17 protein-coding genes are annotated in these 18,662 nt (G+C 71.4%); 12 read left to right on the forward strand and 5 right to left on the reverse strand.

The features are described 5' to 3' along the window. Positions 1 to 74 precede the first annotated feature (74 nt). The 3 genes from ACFOVU_RS12760 to ACFOVU_RS12770 all read left to right on the forward strand — a co-directional run bounded on the left by ACFOVU_RS12760 (position 75) and on the right by ACFOVU_RS12770 (position 2,996). Positions 75 to 1,301: an RNA-guided endonuclease InsQ/TnpB family protein gene (locus tag ACFOVU_RS12760; protein WP_378533552.1), complete on the forward strand. Its 1,227-nt coding sequence runs from the start codon at positions 75 to 77 to the stop codon at positions 1,299 to 1,301. 245 nt (positions 1,302 to 1,546) lie between these two features. Next, complete coding sequence (locus tag ACFOVU_RS12765) at positions 1,547 to 1,717, forward strand: GMC oxidoreductase (protein ID WP_378533174.1); 171 nt, start codon at positions 1,547 to 1,549, stop codon at positions 1,715 to 1,717. A gap of 232 nt (positions 1,718 to 1,949) precedes the next feature. After that, positions 1,950 to 2,996: a helix-turn-helix domain-containing protein gene (locus ACFOVU_RS12770; protein WP_378533176.1), complete on the forward strand. Its 1,047-nt coding sequence runs from the start codon at positions 1,950 to 1,952 to the stop codon at positions 2,994 to 2,996. On the opposite strand, the gene ACFOVU_RS12775 is transcribed toward ACFOVU_RS12770, so the two are convergent. Continuing rightward, the gene (locus ACFOVU_RS12775; protein ID WP_378533178.1) at positions 2,941 to 3,642 is read right to left on the reverse strand and encodes an SDR family oxidoreductase; all 702 of its coding nucleotides are present in this window, start codon (positions 3,640 to 3,642) and stop codon (positions 2,941 to 2,943) included. The genes ACFOVU_RS12770 and ACFOVU_RS12775 overlap by 56 nt on opposite strands. Before the next feature lie 82 nt (positions 3,643 to 3,724). Here ACFOVU_RS12775 and ACFOVU_RS12780 point away from each other — a divergent pair, with 82 nt between their 5' ends. After that, positions 3,725 to 4,828, forward strand: a complete 1,104-nt coding sequence (locus ACFOVU_RS12780; protein WP_378533180.1) for a 4Fe-4S binding protein — start codon at positions 3,725 to 3,727, stop codon at positions 4,826 to 4,828. 56 nt (positions 4,829 to 4,884) lie between these two features. Here the strand turns inward: ACFOVU_RS12780 and ACFOVU_RS12785 are convergent, their stop codons facing one another. Beyond that, positions 4,885 to 5,454, reverse strand: coding sequence for a TetR/AcrR family transcriptional regulator (locus tag ACFOVU_RS12785; protein WP_378533182.1), 570 nt, complete (start codon positions 5,452 to 5,454; stop codon positions 4,885 to 4,887). Between the two features lie 145 nt (positions 5,455 to 5,599). Between ACFOVU_RS12785 and ACFOVU_RS12790 the strand changes: the two genes are divergently transcribed. Next, positions 5,600 to 6,484 carry an alpha/beta fold hydrolase gene (locus tag ACFOVU_RS12790; protein WP_378533184.1) on the forward strand — a complete coding sequence of 295 codons (885 nt, stop codon included), beginning with the start codon at positions 5,600 to 5,602 and terminating at the stop codon, positions 6,482 to 6,484. Between the two features lie 22 nt (positions 6,485 to 6,506). Here ACFOVU_RS12790 and ACFOVU_RS12795 read toward each other — a convergent pair whose 3' ends face one another. Then, positions 6,507 to 7,403, reverse strand: coding sequence for a LysR family transcriptional regulator (locus ACFOVU_RS12795; protein WP_378533186.1), 897 nt, complete (start codon positions 7,401 to 7,403; stop codon positions 6,507 to 6,509). Between the two features lie 175 nt (positions 7,404 to 7,578). Here ACFOVU_RS12795 and ACFOVU_RS12800 point away from each other — a divergent pair, with 175 nt between their 5' ends. From ACFOVU_RS12800 to ACFOVU_RS12810, 3 genes are all read left to right on the forward strand, one after another. Next, positions 7,579 to 8,745, forward strand: coding sequence for a mandelate racemase/muconate lactonizing enzyme family protein (locus tag ACFOVU_RS12800; protein WP_378533188.1), 1,167 nt, complete (start codon positions 7,579 to 7,581; stop codon positions 8,743 to 8,745). A 137-nt stretch (positions 8,746 to 8,882) separates the two neighbouring features. Continuing rightward, the gene (locus ACFOVU_RS12805; RefSeq protein ID WP_378533190.1) at positions 8,883 to 9,443 is read left to right on the forward strand and encodes a TIGR03086 family metal-binding protein; all 561 of its coding nucleotides are present in this window, start codon (positions 8,883 to 8,885) and stop codon (positions 9,441 to 9,443) included. A 174-nt stretch (positions 9,444 to 9,617) separates the two neighbouring features. Beyond that, on the forward strand, positions 9,618 to 10,412 hold the full coding sequence (locus tag ACFOVU_RS12810) for a thioesterase family protein (protein ID WP_378533192.1): 795 nt from the start codon (positions 9,618 to 9,620) through the stop codon (positions 10,410 to 10,412). A gap of 78 nt (positions 10,413 to 10,490) precedes the next feature. Here the strand turns inward: ACFOVU_RS12810 and ACFOVU_RS12815 are convergent, their stop codons facing one another. Further along, the gene (locus ACFOVU_RS12815; protein ID WP_378533194.1) at positions 10,491 to 11,324 is read right to left on the reverse strand and encodes an SDR family NAD(P)-dependent oxidoreductase; all 834 of its coding nucleotides are present in this window, start codon (positions 11,322 to 11,324) and stop codon (positions 10,491 to 10,493) included. 86 nt (positions 11,325 to 11,410) lie between these two features. On the opposite strand from ACFOVU_RS12815, the gene ACFOVU_RS12820 reads away from it, so the two are divergent. The 3 genes from ACFOVU_RS12820 (at position 11,411) to ACFOVU_RS12830 (ending at position 15,661) form a co-directional block, all read left to right on the forward strand. Then, complete coding sequence (locus ACFOVU_RS12820; protein WP_378533196.1) at positions 11,411 to 11,971, forward strand: TetR/AcrR family transcriptional regulator; 561 nt, start codon at positions 11,411 to 11,413, stop codon at positions 11,969 to 11,971. A 547-nt stretch (positions 11,972 to 12,518) separates the two neighbouring features. Then, positions 12,519 to 14,408, forward strand: a complete 1,890-nt coding sequence (locus ACFOVU_RS12825) for a hypothetical protein (protein ID WP_378533198.1) — start codon at positions 12,519 to 12,521, stop codon at positions 14,406 to 14,408. Positions 14,409 to 14,641: 233 nt separating this feature from the next. Continuing rightward, a complete protein-coding gene (locus tag ACFOVU_RS12830; RefSeq protein WP_378533199.1) occupies positions 14,642 to 15,661 on the forward strand; it encodes a LacI family DNA-binding transcriptional regulator in 1,020 nt (339 codons plus the stop codon). A gap of 92 nt (positions 15,662 to 15,753) precedes the next feature. On the opposite strand, the gene ACFOVU_RS12835 is transcribed toward ACFOVU_RS12830, so the two are convergent. Continuing rightward, positions 15,754 to 17,139: a glycoside hydrolase family 10 protein gene (locus tag ACFOVU_RS12835; protein WP_378533553.1), complete on the reverse strand. Its 1,386-nt coding sequence runs from the start codon at positions 17,137 to 17,139 to the stop codon at positions 15,754 to 15,756. Positions 17,140 to 17,505: 366 nt separating this feature from the next. On the opposite strand from ACFOVU_RS12835, the gene ACFOVU_RS12840 reads away from it, so the two are divergent. Next, positions 17,506 to 18,594 (forward strand): endo-1,4-beta-xylanase, encoded by a 1,089-nt coding sequence (locus ACFOVU_RS12840; protein ID WP_378533201.1) that lies wholly within the window; start codon positions 17,506 to 17,508, stop codon positions 18,592 to 18,594. The last annotated feature ends 68 nt before the right edge of the window (positions 18,595 to 18,662 follow it).

Here is an 18,662-nt window from a genome sequence, read left to right on the forward strand (position 1 = left end):
ACCTTCGGCGGGTGCGTTCATCGAGTTTCAGGTTTCAGCGTGGCGATAGGACCCGAGTGTGTATGGTGATCGTCATGCAGCTCAGGTACAGGTTTCGCCTGTACCCGAACGGTCCTCAGCGCGCCGCGCTGGCCAGGGCATTCGGGTGCGCTCGGGTGGTCTTCAACGACGCGCTCCGCGTTCGTGAGGACGCCCGCGCCGCCGGGCTGCCGTTCGTCTCCCCGGCCGAGCTGTCCAAGAAGCTCACAGGCGCGAAGAAGATCCCCGAGCGGGCATGGCTGGCTGAGGTGTCCTCGGTGATCCTCCAGCAGTCCCTTCGGGATCTGGACACCGCGTACCGGAACTTTTTCGACTCCCTCAAGGGCAGGCGACCGAAGATGGGGCCACCCCGTTTGAAGTCCAAGCGGGACACCCGCCAGGCCATCCGCTTCACCGCGAACGCCGGATGGAAGATCACCAATGGCGGGAAACTCCGGCTTCCCAAGGTCGGCGACGTGACTGTGAAGTGGTCGCGCACACTGCCGTCCGCCCCGTTCACTGTGACCGTCATCAAGGACAGCGCCGACCGTTACTTTGCCTCGTTCGTCGTGGAGACCAGCCCGGAAGAAGTCCTGCCACCCACCACGCCCGAGGTCGGCATAGATCTCGGCCTGGGGCACTACGCCGTCCTGTCGGACGGCCGGAAGATCAACAGCCCACGCTTCCTGCGCAGAGCCAAGAAACAGCTCAAGAAGGCACACCGTGCCCTTTCCCGCAAGGAGAAGGGCAGCGCCAACCGGAACAAGGCCCGGATCAAGCTCGCCCGCGCCCATGCGCGGGTTGCCGATGCCCGGCGAGAATTCCACCACCAGCTCTCCACCACGCTGATCCGCGAAAACCAAGCCATCGCAGTGGAAAACCTGGCGGTCAAGGGACTCGCCCGCACACGCCTGGCCAAGTCCGTACACGACGCCGGGTGGTCGCGGTTCACGGCCATGCTGGAGTACAAGGCCACCCGGTACGGACGCACTTTCGTGCGCGTCGGCCGTTTCGAGCCGACCTCTCAGGTCTGCTCGGCTTGCGGCGTCAAAGACGGCCCCAAGCCCCTCCACGTCCGCGCGTGGGCATGCGGGGCGTGCGGCACCTTCTTGGACAGAGACATCAACGCGGCGGTCAATATCGCCAAGGCGGCCGGACTGGCCGTGACAGCCCGTGGAGCGCAGATAAGACCGGGACTCGTCCCGGCACAGCGCGATGAAGCAGGAACCCACCCGAAGCCGCACCCGACAACGGCACGGCAGGCGGGAATCGTCCTCCTATAGCTGGGCGAGGATGTCAAAAGCGCGATGTCGACGGATGCGTGGTTGGCGAGGGTAAGTGCGACGCCCGCCACCGCGCCCAATAGCCGAACCGCGCAACGTTGCAGGCCACCGGAAAACACATGGCGCCCCCGCACAGCCCGGGAGCGCCCGCACCGGAGACGGCGGGGATTCCCTCACTCCCTGAGCCCGCGGATCGGCCGCCTTCGATGCCGGGCCGCGCAACATCGCCGGCCGCCGGACACCGCGTGCTCGTGCTGGAAGCCGGCCCCGACACGGTCGTCGACCCCACGTGCCGGGTCCTGGGCATCGAAGGGCTGCATGTTATCGACGCCTCCGTACTGCCCTCGTGCCCACGCGCCAACACCAACCTCGCGGTGATCATGGCCGCGGAACTGATGGCCGAACGGCTCTTCTGACCCCGGGCCGGGTCCGGCGCCGGACCCGGCCCGGCCTCCTGTGTCGCGTCGGCCCCAAGGGGTACGAATCAGCCCGGGCGCCCGGGCGGCGTTCCCGAGCGAGGTGCGGACCTGCCGCATCCAGCCCCCCTGCGCCGGACGTCTTCGCCCCCGCGTGCCCTTGGGCCTCATGGAGCCCGAGGACACCGTTACGCGGGCGATTATTCGCCGGTGGGCCGGAGGAGGAGCCGCAGTGGTCGAGTCGAGGTTCGACAGCGAGGACTTCCCGGAGGACGAACGGTTCGACCGGTGGCGGGCCTGGCTGGCCGGGACCTACGCGCCGATGAGCCTACCCACCGACCGTCCCGATTTCGTCATCCGCCAGCGGCACCTGGCCCTCGGCCCGGTGCTGGTGTGGCCGTCGGCCGTGCCCGGCATGGACATCCGTCGGACCGCGGCGCAGATCCGCGCGTCCGACCCCGGTTTCTACCACGTCGGGATGGTCCACAGCGGTTCCTGCGCCATCGATTGGGGCGATCGGCAGACCGTGCACCGTCCCGGTCAGTTGCAGATCTTCGACTCCTCGCGCCCCTTCGGCTCCCGATTCTCCGCGGACGGCGGCGTGTACGCGGGCATCGGCATCAAGGTGCCGAGCGGCCTCGTCGGGCTGCCTCGCGATCTGGTCGCCAAGGCCCTCACCGCGCCGATCTCCTACCGAGAAGGCGCAGGCGCGCTGCTGACCGGCTTCGTCACCCACCTCACCGCGAACGCCGACGCCCTGGACCCCGGAGACGCTCCGCGGCTCGGCTCCGTGCTGGCCGATCTGGTCGCGGCGATGTTCGCCCACGTCGTGGAGGAGGAGAGCGCGCTCACCCCCGAGACCCGCCGACGCAGCCTGCTGCTGCGCGCGCAGGCGTTCCTGCTGAAGAACCTGCACGACCCCGGACTCGGCCCCGAGGCCGCCGCCGCGGCCCTTCACATTTCCGTCAGCCACCTGCACCAGCTGTTCCGGGCCACCGGGACCACGGCCGGCGCGTGGATCCGCGCGCAGCGCCTCGATCGTGCCCGGTGCGACCTCACCGACCCCGCCCTGGCCCACCTGCCCGTCCGTGCCATCGGTCACCGCTGGGGCTTCACCCACCCCGCGACGTTCAGCCGCGCCTTCCGCGCCGCCTACGACACCTCGCCCGCCGACCACCGTCACCAGAGCGGACTCCCGGCCGCGGCGGGACTCGCGGCGCGGCCTACTTCCCCAGCTGGGCGTACATCGACTCCAAGTCACCCGAGAGCCGGGACTTGACCCAGCGCGTGGCGTCGTCGGCCAGCACCTCGTGTGCGCCGGACTCGATGCCGTCGAGTGCGGCGGTGGCGACGTCGTGCGGGGCGCTCTTGGGGGCGTCGATGCCCGACGCCATCTCGGTGTCGACGTAGGCCACGTGGAGCCCGGTCACCGCGATGCCGCGCGGCTGCAACTGGAGACGCAGGGAGTTGGTCTGCGACCACAGGGCCGCCTTGGAGGCGCTGTAGGGCGTGCCGTCGGCCAGCCAGGACAGGGCGGAGTGGACGTTGAGGATGCGGCCCCCGCCGTTGCGCTCGAGGACCGGGAGGAACGCCCGGGTGACCAGTAGCGGCCCATAGAAGTTGGTGTCCAGGTCGCGCCGCACGTCCTCGATGGGGGAGTCGAGGTAGGAGGCCCGGGCGGCGGCGCCGGCGTTGTTGATCAGGAGGGTGACGTCGGGCGCCTGTTCGGCTGCGGCCGCCACGGACGCGGGGTCGGTGACCTCCAGTGCCACCGGGACGGCATCGGGGTGCGCCACCGTGCGCGGGTCGCGGGCCGTGGCGTAGACCTTGGCGGCGCCGCGCGCGTACAGCCCTTCCACCAGCGCCTTGCCGATCCCGCGGGCGCCGCCCGTGACGAACGCGGTCGTGCCCTTGATTGCCGTCATGTTTGCCTCCACACTGAGAAACCGATCGGTTTCCGCTCACCGTAAACCGATCGGTTTTCACCTGCAACATCGGGGAGGCCCATTGACCGGCGAACGGACACCCGACCGACCGCGGACGACCGCCCGGCTCCCGGCGAAACTGGCCGCGCACCCCTCGGTGCAGGCCGTGCTCGCCCGGCGCGAAACCGACCAAGACGCCGCCGGCCCGCCGCAGGTGATCGACGCGGCCCGGCTGCGCGACCTGTGCCTGGCCGCCGGAGCCGACGACGCGGCCGCGGTGAGCCTGGACCACCCCGACCTGGCCGGCGAGCGCGCACACGCGCTGGCCGCGCTGCCGGGCACCCGCACCCTGATCTCCCTGGTGTTCCGGATGAACCGCGACAACACCCGCTCCCCGGCCCGCAGCGTGGCCAACCAGGAGTTCCACCAGACCGACGACCAGGCCAACCACACCGCCCGCACCGTCACCCGGGCGCTCCAGGACGCCGGCCACCGCGCGCTCAACCCGTCGTCCGGCTTCCCCCAGGAGATGGACCGCTTCCCCGGCCGGATCTGGGTCGTGGCCCACAAGACGGTCGCGGTCGCCGCCGGGCTCGGCGTGATGGGCCTGCACCGCAACGTCATCCACCCGAAGTTCGGCAACTTCGTGCTCCTGGCCACCGTCCTGGTCGACGCCGAGGTGAGCGAGTACGGCGAGCCGCTGGACTACACCCCCTGCATTGACTGCAAGCTGTGCGTCGCGGCCTGTCCGGTCGGCGCCATCGGCAAGGACGGCGCGTTCGACGCCCTCGCGTGCGCGACCCACAACTACCGCGAGTTCATGAGCGGCTTCACGGACTGGGTGCAGACCGTGGCCGACAGCGGGGACGCCGCCGATTTCCGCTCCCGGGTCACCGATGCGGAGAACGCGTCCATGTGGCAGAGCCTGGCGTTCCACCCCGGCTACAAGTCCGGCTACTGCGTGGCGGTCTGCCCCGGCGGCGAGGACGTCCTCGGCCCCTACCTTGAGGACCGCAAGGGGTTCATGGACACCGTCCTGCGGCCGCTCCAGGACAAGGAGGAGACCCTCTACGTCCTGCCGGATTCGCCTGCGCAGGGGTACGCCCGGCGCCGGTTCCCGCACAAGCCGGTCAAGGAGGTCACGGGCGGCTGGCGGGCACCGGCGGCGGGCCCGGGATCCGCGTGACCGACGCGTCGGGCCGGGGTCAGCGTGAGTCGGCGGCGGGCCGTGACCGTCCGCCCTCAGCGCACCCCGGCGGCGTCGAGGAGGGTGGCCGCGGTCGCGACGGCCAGACCGGACAGGGAATCGGCGCCGACCCCCGCGCGGGCGCTCGCCCCGTCGAAGACCAGGACCAGCTGCCGGGCGAGCAGGCCGGGGTCGGCGGCCCCGCCCCGGTCGGCCTCGGTGCGGAAGTAGGCCGTCAGGTTCTGCTTGATCTCGCGTGAGACGCGGCTCGCCGGATGGTCGGCGTCCTTGAGCTCCACCTGAGCCGCCAGGAAGGGGCAGCCCCGGTAGTCCGGCGCGGCCGCGTCCTCCTCCAGCCGTTCGAAGACGTGCAGGATCCGCCCCCGCGGCGGGCGCGGATCATCGGCCGCGGGCCGCAGCCGGGCCGCGACGGCGGACTCGCGCCGCTTCAGGCTCGCCGCCACGAGTTCGTCCTTGCTCCCGAACAGCTGGTACATCGAGCGCTTCGACACCCCCGCCGCCTTGCACAGCGCCTCGACACCGATGACGACGCCCTCGCGGTAGGTCAGTTCGGCCGCCGCCTCCAGCAGCCGGTCGCGGGAGCCCGGCTTCGCCTCTGTGGTCATGACGACGAGGCTAACGCGCTCCCCGCCCGGTGAAAACCGATCGGTTCGCGGCCGCCGGCCACGGACCGCGGCCGCGGGTGCGCGGAGGCCGTGCCGCCGCGCCGGGTTGACCCTGACGCAGGGTCAACCGTCCACCATGGCCGCCATGACGAACACGACGACCACCACCACACCCACCGACGGCGAACACAACGGCGGAAGCGACGGCGCCCTGCGCCGCTTCGCGGTCCACCACGACGGCGTCACCATCCCGGTATCCCGCGGCGGACGGGGACGGCCGCTGGTCCTGTGCCCGGGGCTCAACTCGACCCAGGCCGACCTGCGCGAACTGGCCGGGATCCTGCGGAGCGACCACGACGTGGTGACCTTCGACCTCCGAGGCCACGGCCTCGCCTCGGCCGCCGGCACCTACTCCTTCGCGGCTTTCCTCGGCGACCTCACCGCCGTGCTGGCCGATCCCGACCGCCTCGGCCTGCCCGCGCCGCCCGTGCTCGTGGGCTACTCGCTCGGCGCCGACCTCGCCGTGCACTACGCCGCCGAGCACCCCGGCAGCATCGCCGGGCTCGTCCTCATCGACGGGGCGAACCCGCTGCCCGAACCCTTCATCACAGAGGCCGACCTGCCGCAATTCCGCGTACTCGCACAGGACCAGGCGGCGCGCAACAAAGCCGCGTCCGCCAGCGGCCCCGAACATCAGGTGCTGCTCACCGCGCAGGACGTCTTCGCCCTCCAGCTGGAGATCGACGTCGTCCGGTCCGCGATCCTCGACCGCTACCGCAGGATCGACCGTCCCATCACCATGATCATGTCCGCCTCCATCGCCGGAGACAGCACCGAAGGACGCGCACCGCGCCACAACCGCCTCTGGCACTCCGGCATCGAACGGCTCCGCCGGGAACGGCCATCGACCTCCGCGATCCGGCTCGACGCCGACCACCGGCTCCCCTTCACTCACGCCCCCGACATCGCCCGCATCATCCGCGCCGCACACGGGTCGGCGGGCACTGCCGACGTCCCCACGACGCCCTAGCGAGGTTCCTTCGGAAGCCGCTTCACGCCCGGCCCGGGCCCGGCTCCGCGTCGGCGAGGCCGATGAACGCCGCCGCCGATGGGCTGAGCCGCTCGTGGCGCCACACCAGCGCGACGTCGAGGCGCTCCTCGACGGCCAGCCGCCGCACCCGCAGGCCGGCGGCCTCGGCGAGCGCGCCCCAGGAGTCGGCCACGACGGCGACACCGACACCACTGCGCACCAGCGGAAGCAGCCCTTCCCGGTGCTCGATCTCCACCGCGATCCGGCAATCGGTCGCCGCGACGATGGCGTCGGCGACCCGGCGGCTACCGGTTCCGGGCTGGCCGGCGACCAGCCGCAGCCCCTGGAGCTCGGCCGGCGCGAGGGCGCCCTCACCCGGCGGCAGCGCCGCGTCGTCGCCCGCCACCAGCACGAACGACTGCGACTCCAGCGGCACACGGTGGAGGTCCGCCAGCGAGTCGGCCCCGCCGGCCGAGGCGACGACACCGATCTCGGCGACGCCGCGGTGCAGCGCGTCGCGGACGTCGTCGGGGCGCTCGGCGGCGGCGACCGCCACGTCGACGTGCGGATGGCGCGCGGCGAACTCCGACAGCAGCCCCGTCAGCGGACTGACCACCTGCGAGGGCATGGAGACGATGCGCAGGCGCCCGCCGCGCAGGCCCTCCACCGCGGTGACGGTCTCCCGTGCGACCTCCATGGCCCGCACGACCGTGCGCGCCGGGTCCACCAGTGCCGCACCCGACGGGCTCAGCACGAGTCCGCGCCCCTGCCGGATGAACAGCGCGGTCCCGAGCTCGGCCTCGAGGCGGCGGATCGACTGGGTCAGCGACGGCTGGGCCACGAAGAGGTGGTCGGCGGCTCTGCGGACTCCTCCGTGGTCGATCACGGCCAGGAAGTACCGCAGCTGGCGGATGTCCATTCCCCACCACCCCTCCGGCCTGCGGGACCGGTCGCCGCGGAGGGGCGCCGGGACTCCGCGGGTGCGGTCATCGATAGGCGCACGTTATCAATCGGGCTGCAACCGCATCTTGGACATCGACCATGAAGATCGCCACGATGTGGACAGCGCGAACGACAGCGAAGGAGCCCGGCCGATGAAGATCACCTCCGTGCACGAGGGCGTCGTCCCGATCAGCTCGTCCATCCGCAACGCCTGGATCGACTTCAGCACCATGGACTGCTCGATCGTGGCGGTCGTCTCCGACGTCGTGCGCGACGGGCGACCGGTGGTCGGGTACGGGTTCAACTCCAACGGGCGCTACAGCGCCGGCGAGATCCTGCGGCGGCGGATCATTCCCCGGCTGCTCGGCGCCGACCCCGACGCGCTGCTCACCGAGGACGGCGAGCTCGACCCCACCCGGGCGTGGGACGTGATGATGACCAACGAGAAGCCGGGCGGGCACGGCGAGCGCTCCGTCGCGGTCGGCGTCGTGGACATGGCGCTGTTCGACCTCGCCGCCAAGATCGCCGGCCGGCCGCTGTACCGGTGGCTGTCGGAGCGCTACGGCGACGGACACCCCGACGACAAGGTCTTCGTCTACGCGGCGGGCGGCTACTACGCGCCGGGCAAGACCCTGCGCGACCTCCAGGACGAGATGAAGGGCTTCCTCGACCAGGGCTACCGCGTCGTCAAGATGAAGATCGGCGGCGCCGATCTCGCCGAGGACCTCGAGCGCATCGAGGCCGTCCTGGAGGTCCTCGACGGCGACGGATCGCGGCTGGCCGTCGACGTCAACGGCCGCTTCGACCTCACCACCGCCCTGGACTACGCCCGCGCGATCGAGCCCTACGGCCTGTTCTGGTACGAGGAGATCGGCGACCCGCTCGACTACCGGCTCAACGCCATCGTCTCCGAGCAGTACCGCGGCCCGATCGCCACCGGCGAGAACCTGTTCTCCCTCCAGGATGCCCGCAACCTCATCCGCTATGGCGGGATGCGCCCCGACCGCGACTACATTCAGGTCGACCCCGCCCTGAGTTACGGCCTGACCGAGTACCTGCGCATCCAGGACATGCTCGCCCGGCACGGCTGGTCGTCGCGGCGCTGCGTCCCCCACGGCGGCCACCAGTTCTCGCTGCACATCGCCGCCGCGCTCAAGCTGGGCGGCAACGAGTCCTACCCCGGCGAGTTCCAGCCCACCGGCGGGTTCGCCGACGGCGCCGTCGTCGAGGACGGCCACGTCGGCCTCACCGACACCCCCGGAATCGGGTTCGAGCACAAGGCGGAGTTCTACAAGGTCCTGCGCGCGCTGCACCCCTGATCGGCACGGCCGCGTGTCGATGGCGCATTCGCGCGCCCGGGTGGCCGAACATTTTCGGGAGCGGGTGGCGCGGGGACGTCCGGATCGATGAGGCCGCTCCGGCGTCGCAGGTGAACGCCGACCCGAGGAGGACACACGTGAACGACCTCAAGCCCGCCTGCCGCCGCATGACCGGCCTGCTGGCGGCCGTCGCCGACGAACAGCTCGCCGACCCCACCCCCTGCACGCGCTACACCGTCGGCGACCTGATCGACCACGTCGACGCCGCCTCGCGGGCGTTCACCGACGTCGCCCGCAAGCACCACGACGAGACCACCGACACCGGCCTCGGCCCCGCCGCCGCCCGCCTCGGCGACCGGTGGCGCGAGACCGTCGCCCGCCACGTCCGAGAGCTCGGCGAGGCGTGGGACGACCCGGCGGCCTGGCAGGGCACCGCCCACGCCGCGGGGGTGGAGCTGCCCAGCCGCGTCTGGGGCGACATCGCACTCACAGAGATCGTCGTGCACGGCTGGGACCTCGCCCAGGCCACCGGCCAGGGCTTCGACCTGCCCGAGGAGACGCTGCGCGCCTGCCTCGACCACGTGTCCTGGTTCGTCCCCGACGCCCCCGTCCCGGAACTGTGGGGCCCCGCCGTCGAGGTTCCCGCCGACGCCCCGCTGCTGGACCGGGTGGTGGCCATCACCGGCCGCACCCCGTAGCGGGCCGCCGCACGTGCTGCGGGGCGGGCCCGCGTGCCGACCGGTCTCCTGCCGCCATGGGCTCCGAGACCGAGCGGTACGGCCGCACGCCTATCTTGTTGTGGGCCGACCGCCCGGCCGCACCGGGCAGGGACCGGCCACGTCCCACCCCCGATCCGAGAGGCCAGCACCCCGTTGGACGCCGGTAGCTACTACGAACCCGTCGACGAGCACCGCTACAAGCCCACACCCCACACCGGGGGTGCCTGGGATCCCGGCGAGCAGCACTTCAGCCCGCTCGGTGGCCTCATCGTCCACGCCATCGAGCGCTACCTGGCCGCGCGGCCAGGCGGCGGGCCGGCCCTGGCCCGGATCTCCTTCGACATCCTTGGGCGCCCCACCCTCGCCGAGTGCGAGATCCGCGTCGAGACGATCCGGCCCGGCCGCACCATCGAACTCATCGAAGCCGTCGCGCTCATCGCCGACCGCCCGGTGGTCCGGGCGCGGGCGTGGCTCCTCGGCTCCTTCGACACCGCCTCCGTCGCCGGCGGCGCCCCCGAGGCCCTCACCCCGCCCGACGCGCTCACCCCCTGGCCCGCGACCTCCGTGTGGCCCGGCGGCTACATCGCCTCCCTGGACATCCGCCCCCTCGCCGCCCCGCAGCTCGGCCGGGCAACGGCCTGGATCTCCACCCGCCTCGACCTCGTCGCCGGACAGACCGCCGGCCCGCTCGCGTCCTACATCGCCCTGGTCGACACCGCCAACGGCATCGCCGCGCGCCAGCATCCCACCGAATGGATGTTCCCCAACGTCGACCTGACGATCCACCTCCACCGCCACCCCGAAGGCCGCTGGACCGGACTCGACACAACGGTCACCTTCGGCCCCACCGGCCAGGGCGTCACCAGCACCGTCCTCCACGACACCGCCGGCCCGGTCGGATACGCCCACCAGATGCTCACCGTCCGCCCCGCACCGAAACCCTCGTAGGACCTGGTTGGCGCCCATCGCGACCGCCGTCGGATGGGGACAGTGGGCACAGCGATCGCCGTCCGTGATCCGGCGGCCTCAGCCGTTCGAGGAGAGGCCGGCCTCGACCGCGGCCGCCAGGCGCAGGGCGTCCTTCTCGTCGTGGTCGCCGGCAGGGAGGGCGAGTTTGGCCGCGCCGCGGTAGGCGGCCCGGCCCGGCTCCGGGGCGTCGATGAGGTGGATGATCGGCCGGACGGCGGACTCCGAGGGCTGGCCCAGCAGGGTCCCGAGAACAGCGGCGGTGACCCTCATGCCCGTGCCGACCTCACCGGCGAAGCCGGAGCGGACCAGTCTGGCGGGGCCCCAGGTCACGTAGGAGAGGCCAGGATTGTCGCCGGTGGCGAGAATGCCCAGGAGCTCGTTGGCGCGACGCTGCTGGGCGTTGGATCTCTTGAACGTGAACCCGCTGGTCATTTCGGGGTCGGCGAAGTCGATGGCATCGGGCCGGGCGCCGGGAACGGCGGTGTTCACGATGACCGGCCGCTCGGCCGCACGCAGCAGCGGGGCGAGTCCGGTGACGAACAGGTACTTGCTGAGGAAGAAGAGCGCCCAGGACGCTTCATGCCCCTCGGCGGTGGCATGGCGGCGCTGCCGGATGAACGATGCGGCGAGGGCCAGGGCGTCGATGCGCTCGTATCCGGCCGACAGCCGGTCGACCACTCGGCGGGCGTCGCCGACCAGGGACAGGTCCGCTGCGATGAACTCCGCCCGCGCCGCCGCCGACGGATCCTCGCCCGACACCGTCGCGATCAGCGCCTCGAACTTGGTGCGGCTCCTGCCGATCACCGCGACGCGGTCGCCCCCTCGCAGGTAGTGGCGCGCCAGCGCCGCGCCCATCCCGTCGGTGCCGCCCGTGATCACGATCGTTCTCATCCGTGCCCGCCTTCGTTCCGGAACGCATGTTCCGGAACAGGCTAGCACCAACCGGAACTTCGGTTCCGTATCGCTATAGTGAACACATGGCAGAGGACCGCAGGCAGCGGCGGGACGCCGCCGCGAACAGGGAACGGATCCTGGCCGCCGCGGGCGAGGCGTTCCGGCGCACCGGCATGGCCGTGGACATGCGGGCCGTCGCCGCGGCGGCCGGTGTCGGCATCGGCACCCTCTACCGGCACTTCCCCACTCGCGAGCACCTCGTGCAGGCCGTGACGGGAACCGACCTCAGCGAACTCGCCGAGGCCGCCCTGCCCGAAGGGGTGTCGGCGCTCGTCGGCCTCCGGGGGTTCTTCACCGCGACCATCACCCGGCTCATCACCAACAAGGCCATGGTCGACGTCCTCGCGGGCGGATCACCGTCGGACGCGGACCTCCAACGGTGCGTCGCCCACCTCACCGAGGTCGGCCAGGCGGCCGTCGACCGCTCCCGCACCGACCGCACCCTCGCCACCGACGTGACCGCCGCCGACATCGCCTACCAGCTCCTCGGCCTCATCCGCATCGCGCAGCTGATCCCCGGCTCCGACCCGGGCACGGTCGACCACCAGGTGGAACTCGCACTGCGCGGCCTGGCCGCGCACTGACGGCGCCGACCCACGATCGCGCGGGCTCACCTGTCGTCGACACTCTCCGCAACGGCTGGCCGCCGTGCGCCCCGGCCCGGCGGGTGACTGCGGGCCGCAGAAAGGTGCCGAGCGGGCATTCCTCCTTTATAAGGGCATTTCGGTGAATGTGAACAATCCTGATGGGCGTTCCGAGGGTCCTTGGATTCCGAGAGAGGGGCCCTTCGCCGCATTCTCGCGCAGGTGTGCGAGATGAGCCAGGATACGCCACCGGTTCCCACGCAGGCTGGTCGCAGGAGCCCCACTTTGAGGTCGTTGCGGGGAGGATGGATCATTGCACGATCCGACTATGAGTTGCAATGGCTGAGGTGGTCGACGGTCGCGGGGCCGAGCCTTCCTTGGCCATTGACGCTGTTCACAGCGGTATGGTCGCCTTCCGCATCCCCAGTCGCCCTTTTTCGGTGCGGTGGGCACCCTTCGGCGCAATGTGAAAAATCCCGCCCGATTGCGCCAGGGGGTTCCGATCCGGGCTCTGTTTCCGCCACCCTGGAGGCGGAGGTCTCTATCGATGCCAGAACCGCAGAAGTACGTCACCCGCTCGGATCTCGGCTGGGGGGCATCCCCGGCCTCTTCTGCCGACCCGAAATCCGGACTGGTCATCCACTACGACTCCGGCGACCAGGGGCTCGCCGACAAAGACCATTCGGAGTGCATCACCTACTGGAAGAACACCCGCAACTTCCACACCGGCCCGTCCCGCGGCTGGGTCGACATCGGCTACTGCGTGGACGAAGCCACCGAAATCCTCACCGAGGACGGCTGGAAGACATTCCAGCAGATCAACGAGGGCGACATCGTTCTCACGCTCGACCACGAGACCGGGTGCTCCCAATGGCAGCCGATCCTGGCGATGAACGTCTTCCCCGCAATGCCGCGCGACCTCGTCCGCATGGAGGGACGCTCCCACTCGTCGCTCACCACGCCCGCCCACCGCTGGCCGGTCGAGCGCTTCTACCGGCGCACCGGGACCGAGCGGCAGAGGACGCCTAACGGCAGGTGGGCCGCCACCGGGAGTGCGGAGCGCACCCAGCAGGGACGGGAACGCGTCTGGGCGACCACCGAGTCGTTGAAGTACGCGGACCGCATACCGCTCTCGGCTCCCTGCGACGATCTGCCCGTCGAACCCAAGTGGTCGGACGCCCTCGTGGAACTGGTGGCCTGGTTCTGGACCGAAGGCCACATCAAGCCCCCAAGCAGGAGCCGTCTCCCCAGCACCGGTGTGGTCATCTACCAGTCGGAGCAGAAGAACCCCCACAACGTCGCCCGGATCAGGGCGGCTCTGCGAACCCTCTTCGGGCCGCCCAGCGATCAGTTCCCCCGTGCGGGATCCGCGTCGGACGGCGACCCCCGGTGGAGGGAGGCACGCAACCGCCACCTTGCGGAGTTCCACCTCTCGGTCGACGCGGGGAAGGTCCTGATCGAGCACGCACCGCAACGCGTGCCCGGCCACGCGTTCCTGCGCGCCCTCACCCGTGCCCAGCTCGAACTGTTCATCCAGGTCTCTCTGGCGGCCGATGGCACCGTCGTCCCGACGACCGGCGCCCGGTCGCTCAGCCAGAAGAGCAGGGCGGCCGCCGAGGCGTTCCAGTTCGCCGCCATCCTGGCCGGACATGCGACGTCGCTGCGCCGCCGACCGCCCACCTCGACCACGCCCTATGACATGTGGAAGGTCGAGCTGCGCCGCCAGACACACTTCGCACCCAAGGCCACGGCCGCGCACCGGACGTCGGCGTTCGCCATCACCCAGGAGCGCTACGAAGGTCGGATCTGGTGCCCGACCACGCCGAACGGCACATGGCTGGCGCGGCGTGAGGGCACGGTGTACTTCACCGGCAACTCCTTCATGGCGTGCCCGCACGGATATGTCCTGGAAGGTCGTGGTCTGTACAAGCAGCAGGCCGCGCAGCCCGGGGGGAATTCGACCTATTATTCGTGCACACTGGCGACCGGGCCGTCTGATCCGATCACCGAGGAGCAGATCGACGCCGTGCGCGAGTTGCGCAGGTGGCTCATGGAGCCCGACACCTCGATCTCGGGGACGGTCAAGGGGCACCGCGACTTCATTTCGACGTCGTGCCCCGGTGACGCGGCTTACGCCATGGTCAAAGACGGAACATTCGCACAGCCGCCCGGGAGCGGCGGAGGGAGTCTGGAGGACGACATGGTCGGACTGCGCGAAGGTGACAGCGGGGAACGCGTGAAATTCCTCCAGGAGGTGCTGACGAAGGCGGGCCACTCGGTCGGTAGCTCCGGCATCGACGGCGACTACGGCCCCAACACCTCCAAGGCGGTGCTCGCCGCCCGCAAGGCCGAGGGCAGCAAGCAGGACTTCGGCGACCGCATCACCGGCGCCGCCGCCAAGCAGATCATGAGCCAGTTCATCAAGGCCCACCTCTAGCCTCCAACGGGCCGTCCCTCATCCTCTCCGCCCCGGCCCCACCGGCCGGGGCGTTTCCATGGCCCCGGTCGGACGGGTCCGTTCCGCCTACGTCGACGCGGACGTGCCGGAACCCGTGCCGGGCGCGCCCCCGGAAATGCCGCGTGGGCCGGGGGGCGGTTCGGTACGCTCGCCTGGGTGAACCGGTTCAGTGGAGGGCGGCGCGCCGGTGGGCGCGGCCGGGGGGCAGGGGCATGAGACGTCCGACCATCGTCGACATCGCCAAGACCGCGGGGGTGTCCAAGGGGGCGGTCTCGTGTGCGCTGAACGGGCGCCCGGGCGTCTCCGAATCCACGCGGAGCCGGATCCTGGAGATCGCCGGCCGGCTCGGCTGGGCGCCGAGCAGCGCCGCGCGGGCGCTCTCCGACGGCCGCGCGGGGGCCATCGGGCTCATCGTCGACCGCCCCGCCCTGGTGCTGGGCACCGAGTCCTTCTTCATGCGGCTGATCGCCGGCGTCCAGGACGAGCTGCGCGACGGCACCACCGCCCTGATGCTCCAGGCGGTCGACGACCCCGAGCTCGAACTCACCACGCACAAGCGCTGGCACGCCGAGCGCCGCGTCGACGGTGTGCTGCTCGTGGACCTGCGCCGCGACGACCCCCGCATCCCCGCGCTGGCCGACCTCGGGCTGCCCGCCGTCGTCGTCGGCGGGCCGATGGCGCCCGGGGGACCGCCGTGCGTGTGGTCCGATGACGCCGGCGCCATGCGCGACGCCGTGGGCCACCTGGCCGGGCTGGGCCACCGGCGCATCGCCCGGGTCGCGGGGCCCGAGGACTTCGTGCACACCGAGCAGCGCTCCGCCGCCTTCGCCGCGGCGGCGCGCGGCTTCGCGCTGGAACGCGCCGACGTCGTCCACGCCGACTACAGCGGCGACCAGGGCGCGGCCGTCACCCGGCGGCTGCTCAGCGCCGCGGACCCGCCCACCGCCCTGGTGTTCGACAACGACCTGATGGCGGTGGCCGGCCTGGGCGTGGCCCAGGAGCTGGGCATCCCCGTGCCCGGGCGGCTGTCCATCGTGGCGTGGGACGATTCCCCGCTGTGCCAGGCGGTGCGGCCGGAGCTGACCGCTGTCGGGCGCGACATCACCGAGCACGGCCGCCTGGCCACGGCGCTGCTGCTCGGCCACATCGCCACCGGGGCGGCCGCCGGTCTGGAGACGCCCGGGGCCGCGCTGGTGCCGCGCGCGAGTACGGGGCCGGTACCGGCGCGCTGACTCCGGTCGCCTGGGGCGGGTGCCCGTGTGTCTGAGTGTCCGTGCGTCGGGGTGGGCCAGGCCGGCCCGGTCGGCCCGGCCCACCCGCGCGGTCAGCGTCCGCAGCCGGGGGTGTCCGGCCGTGGGCCGGCCTCAGTGCCCGCCGGCCAGGTGCCGGCGACAGGCGCCGGCGCCGTTGCCGGCTGGGAGTAGTGCTCCTCGACGACGATGCGCATCGCCTCGGCGGCGTTGGTGCGCAGCCGGACGGCGCTGAAGAAGACGTCGCCGCCGACGTTGGGGTAGTCGCGGTTGAGGGTGAGGTGGTCGCTCAGCTCCCGAGGGTCCTCCCAGCCGGGCTGTTCGCCGACCTTGTAGGCCGCCTGCCCGATGTAGAGGTCGACCCCGGTGCCCTCGACGACGTCGTTCCACCACGGGACGAGGACGGCGTAATCGGCGGCCGGGTGGCCGATCTCCCAGTAGACCTGCGGGTTGATGTAGTTGACCCAGCCCTCGGTGACCCACCGGCGGCTGTCGGCGAAGATCCCGTCGTAGGACTGGAAGCCGTTGGTGTCGGAGCCCGCGGGGTCGGTCGCGGCGTTGCGCCAGATCCCGAAGGGGCTGATCCCGAACTCCACGTCGGGCTTGGCGGCGTGGATGCGGCCGTCGATCTCCTCGATCAGCCGGTTGACGTTGTCGCGCCGCCAGGCGCCGATGTCGTCGAAGGACCCGCCGTAGCGGTCGAAGGTGGCGCCGTCGGGGACCGCCTGGCCGTCGGCCGGGTAGGGGTAGAAGTAGTCGTCGAAGTGGACGCCGTCGAGGTCGTAGTTCTCGACCGCGTCCATGATGGCGTCCTGCACGAAGGTGCGGACCTCGGGGACGCCGGGGTCGTAGTAGAGGCGGCCGTTGTAGCTGAAGACCCAGTCGGGGTTCACGCGTGCGGGGTGGTCGGCGGTGAGCCGGGTGGGGTCGTCGTGCATGGCCACGCGGTAGGGGTTGAACCAGCCGTGGAATTCGAGGCCGCGCGCGTGGGCTTCGCGGACGGCGAAGGCGAGGGGGTCGTAGCCGGGGTCGCGGCCCTGGGTTCCGGTGAGCCATTCCGACCAGGGCTCATGGGGCGAGGGCCAGAAGGCGTCGGCGGTGGGGCGGATCTGGACGAAGACGGCGTTGAGGCCGTTGGAGACGGCTTCGTCGTAGTAGTCGGTGAGTTCCTGCTGCTGGGCTGCGGGGTCGAGGCCGCGGGTGCTGGGCCAGTCGATGTTGGTGACGCTGGAGATCCACATGGCGCGCATCTGGCGATCATCCACGTGGCCGGTCGCGGGTGGGCAGGGCTGGGCTGCGGTGGTGCCGGGGGAGGCCGGCTGGGCCGCGTTCGCGGGTGCGGCGGCGACCAGTGACCCGGTGACCAGTGCCGCCACTGCGCCGGAGAGTATCCGGAGCAGGGGGCGGCGCGGAGCGGCCGTCCGGGGGATCCGCCGGCGGGGGGCGCCGGGGGCGGGCATTGCTGCCGGGTCGGGTCTGGACAACGTCTCTCCCTTCTGAGCCGTGGGGCTCGGGGAAAGGCGGGCGGCGGTGTGTCGCCTGCGTCTTGTAGAAAACTTTCACACACCGCGTCAGGTGTTGCAATATCCCTACCTGCCACGCCGTGTCGCCGCAGGCGGGGCGCGTGGGTGCGGGGGAGTGCCGCCCGGCTCGGGCGGGCGGCGCCGTCCCAGCGCATGATTTCGGAGAGTTTCGAGGGCATCTCCTATTGTTGTCGTTTGACGATCCTGTTAATTTTGTCGCACGTGATATGGGAGCGCTCCCAAAGCTTCGGGGGCGTCGGTGGCCGGTACCTGTACGGATGACGACAGGAAGGGACATGCCTCGTGCACCGACAACGCCGCGTGGCCGCCCCCGGCCGCGCCCTCCGCTGGGGTGCGGTCCTCGCCGCGGCCGCCGCCTGCCTGGCCATGGGCGCGGCCCCCGCCTCGGCCCAGGCCGATGACCGCACCCTCCGCGAGCTCGCCGATGCCCAAGGGTTCCGGATCGGCTCCGGGGTCGAAGCCTGGCTGATCGACGGCGAACAGCGCTACCGCGACACCTCGGCCGCCCAGTTCAACTCCCTCACCCCCGGCAACGAGATGAAGTGGGGCTCGGTCGAACCCTCCCGAGGCCAGTTCAACTGGTCCGGCGCCGACACCATCGTCGCGACGGCACAGGCCAACGGCCAGCTGGTCTACGGCCACACCCTGGTCTGGCACAGCCAGCTGCCCTCGTGGTTCAGCAACGGCGGATTCTCCCCCGAGGAGGTCCGCACCCTGATGACCGACCACATCGCCACCACCGCCGGGCGCTACGCCGGCGACATCTACGCCTGGGACGTGGTCAACGAGCCGTTCAACGAGGACGGCTCCATGCGCAGCAGCATCTTCTACGACAACCTCGGAACGGGCTACATCGCCGAGGCGCTGCGGGCCGCGCGCGCCGCCGACCCCGAGGCCAAGCTGTACCTGAACGACTACAACATCGAGGGGATCAACGCCAAGAGCGACGCCATGTACGAACTGGCCCGCTCGCTGCTGGAGCAGGGCGTCCCGCTCGACGGCATCGGCCTCCAGAGCCACCTGATCCTCGGCCAGGTCCCCGCCGACATGCAGCAGAACATCCAGCGCTTCGCCGACCTCGGGCTGGAGGTGACCATCACCGAGCTCGACGTCCGCATCCAGCTGCCCGCCGACCAGGCGGAGCTCGCCACCCAGGCCGAGGACTACCGCAAGGTGGTCACCGCCTGCCTCAACGTCGACGGCTGCACCGGAGTCACCATCTGGGGCATCACCGACGCCCACTCCTGGATCCCCGACACCTTCCCGGGATACGGCGCCGCCCTGCCCTACGACGAGAACTACGCCGCCAAGCCGGCCTACCAGGCGACCCACGAGGCCCTGGGCGGCGACCCCGCCGCCTCCCGCCGCTGACCCCGCCACCCCCCGCACCCCCACCCGCCGCACCCCCCGCTCGCCCTCGCGCGCATCCCCTACGCGCG

The organism is Nocardiopsis sediminis (assembly GCF_042650565.1).
In the GTDB taxonomy this organism is placed as follows: domain Bacteria; phylum Actinomycetota; class Actinomycetes; order Streptosporangiales; family Streptosporangiaceae; genus Nocardiopsis_B; species Nocardiopsis_B sediminis.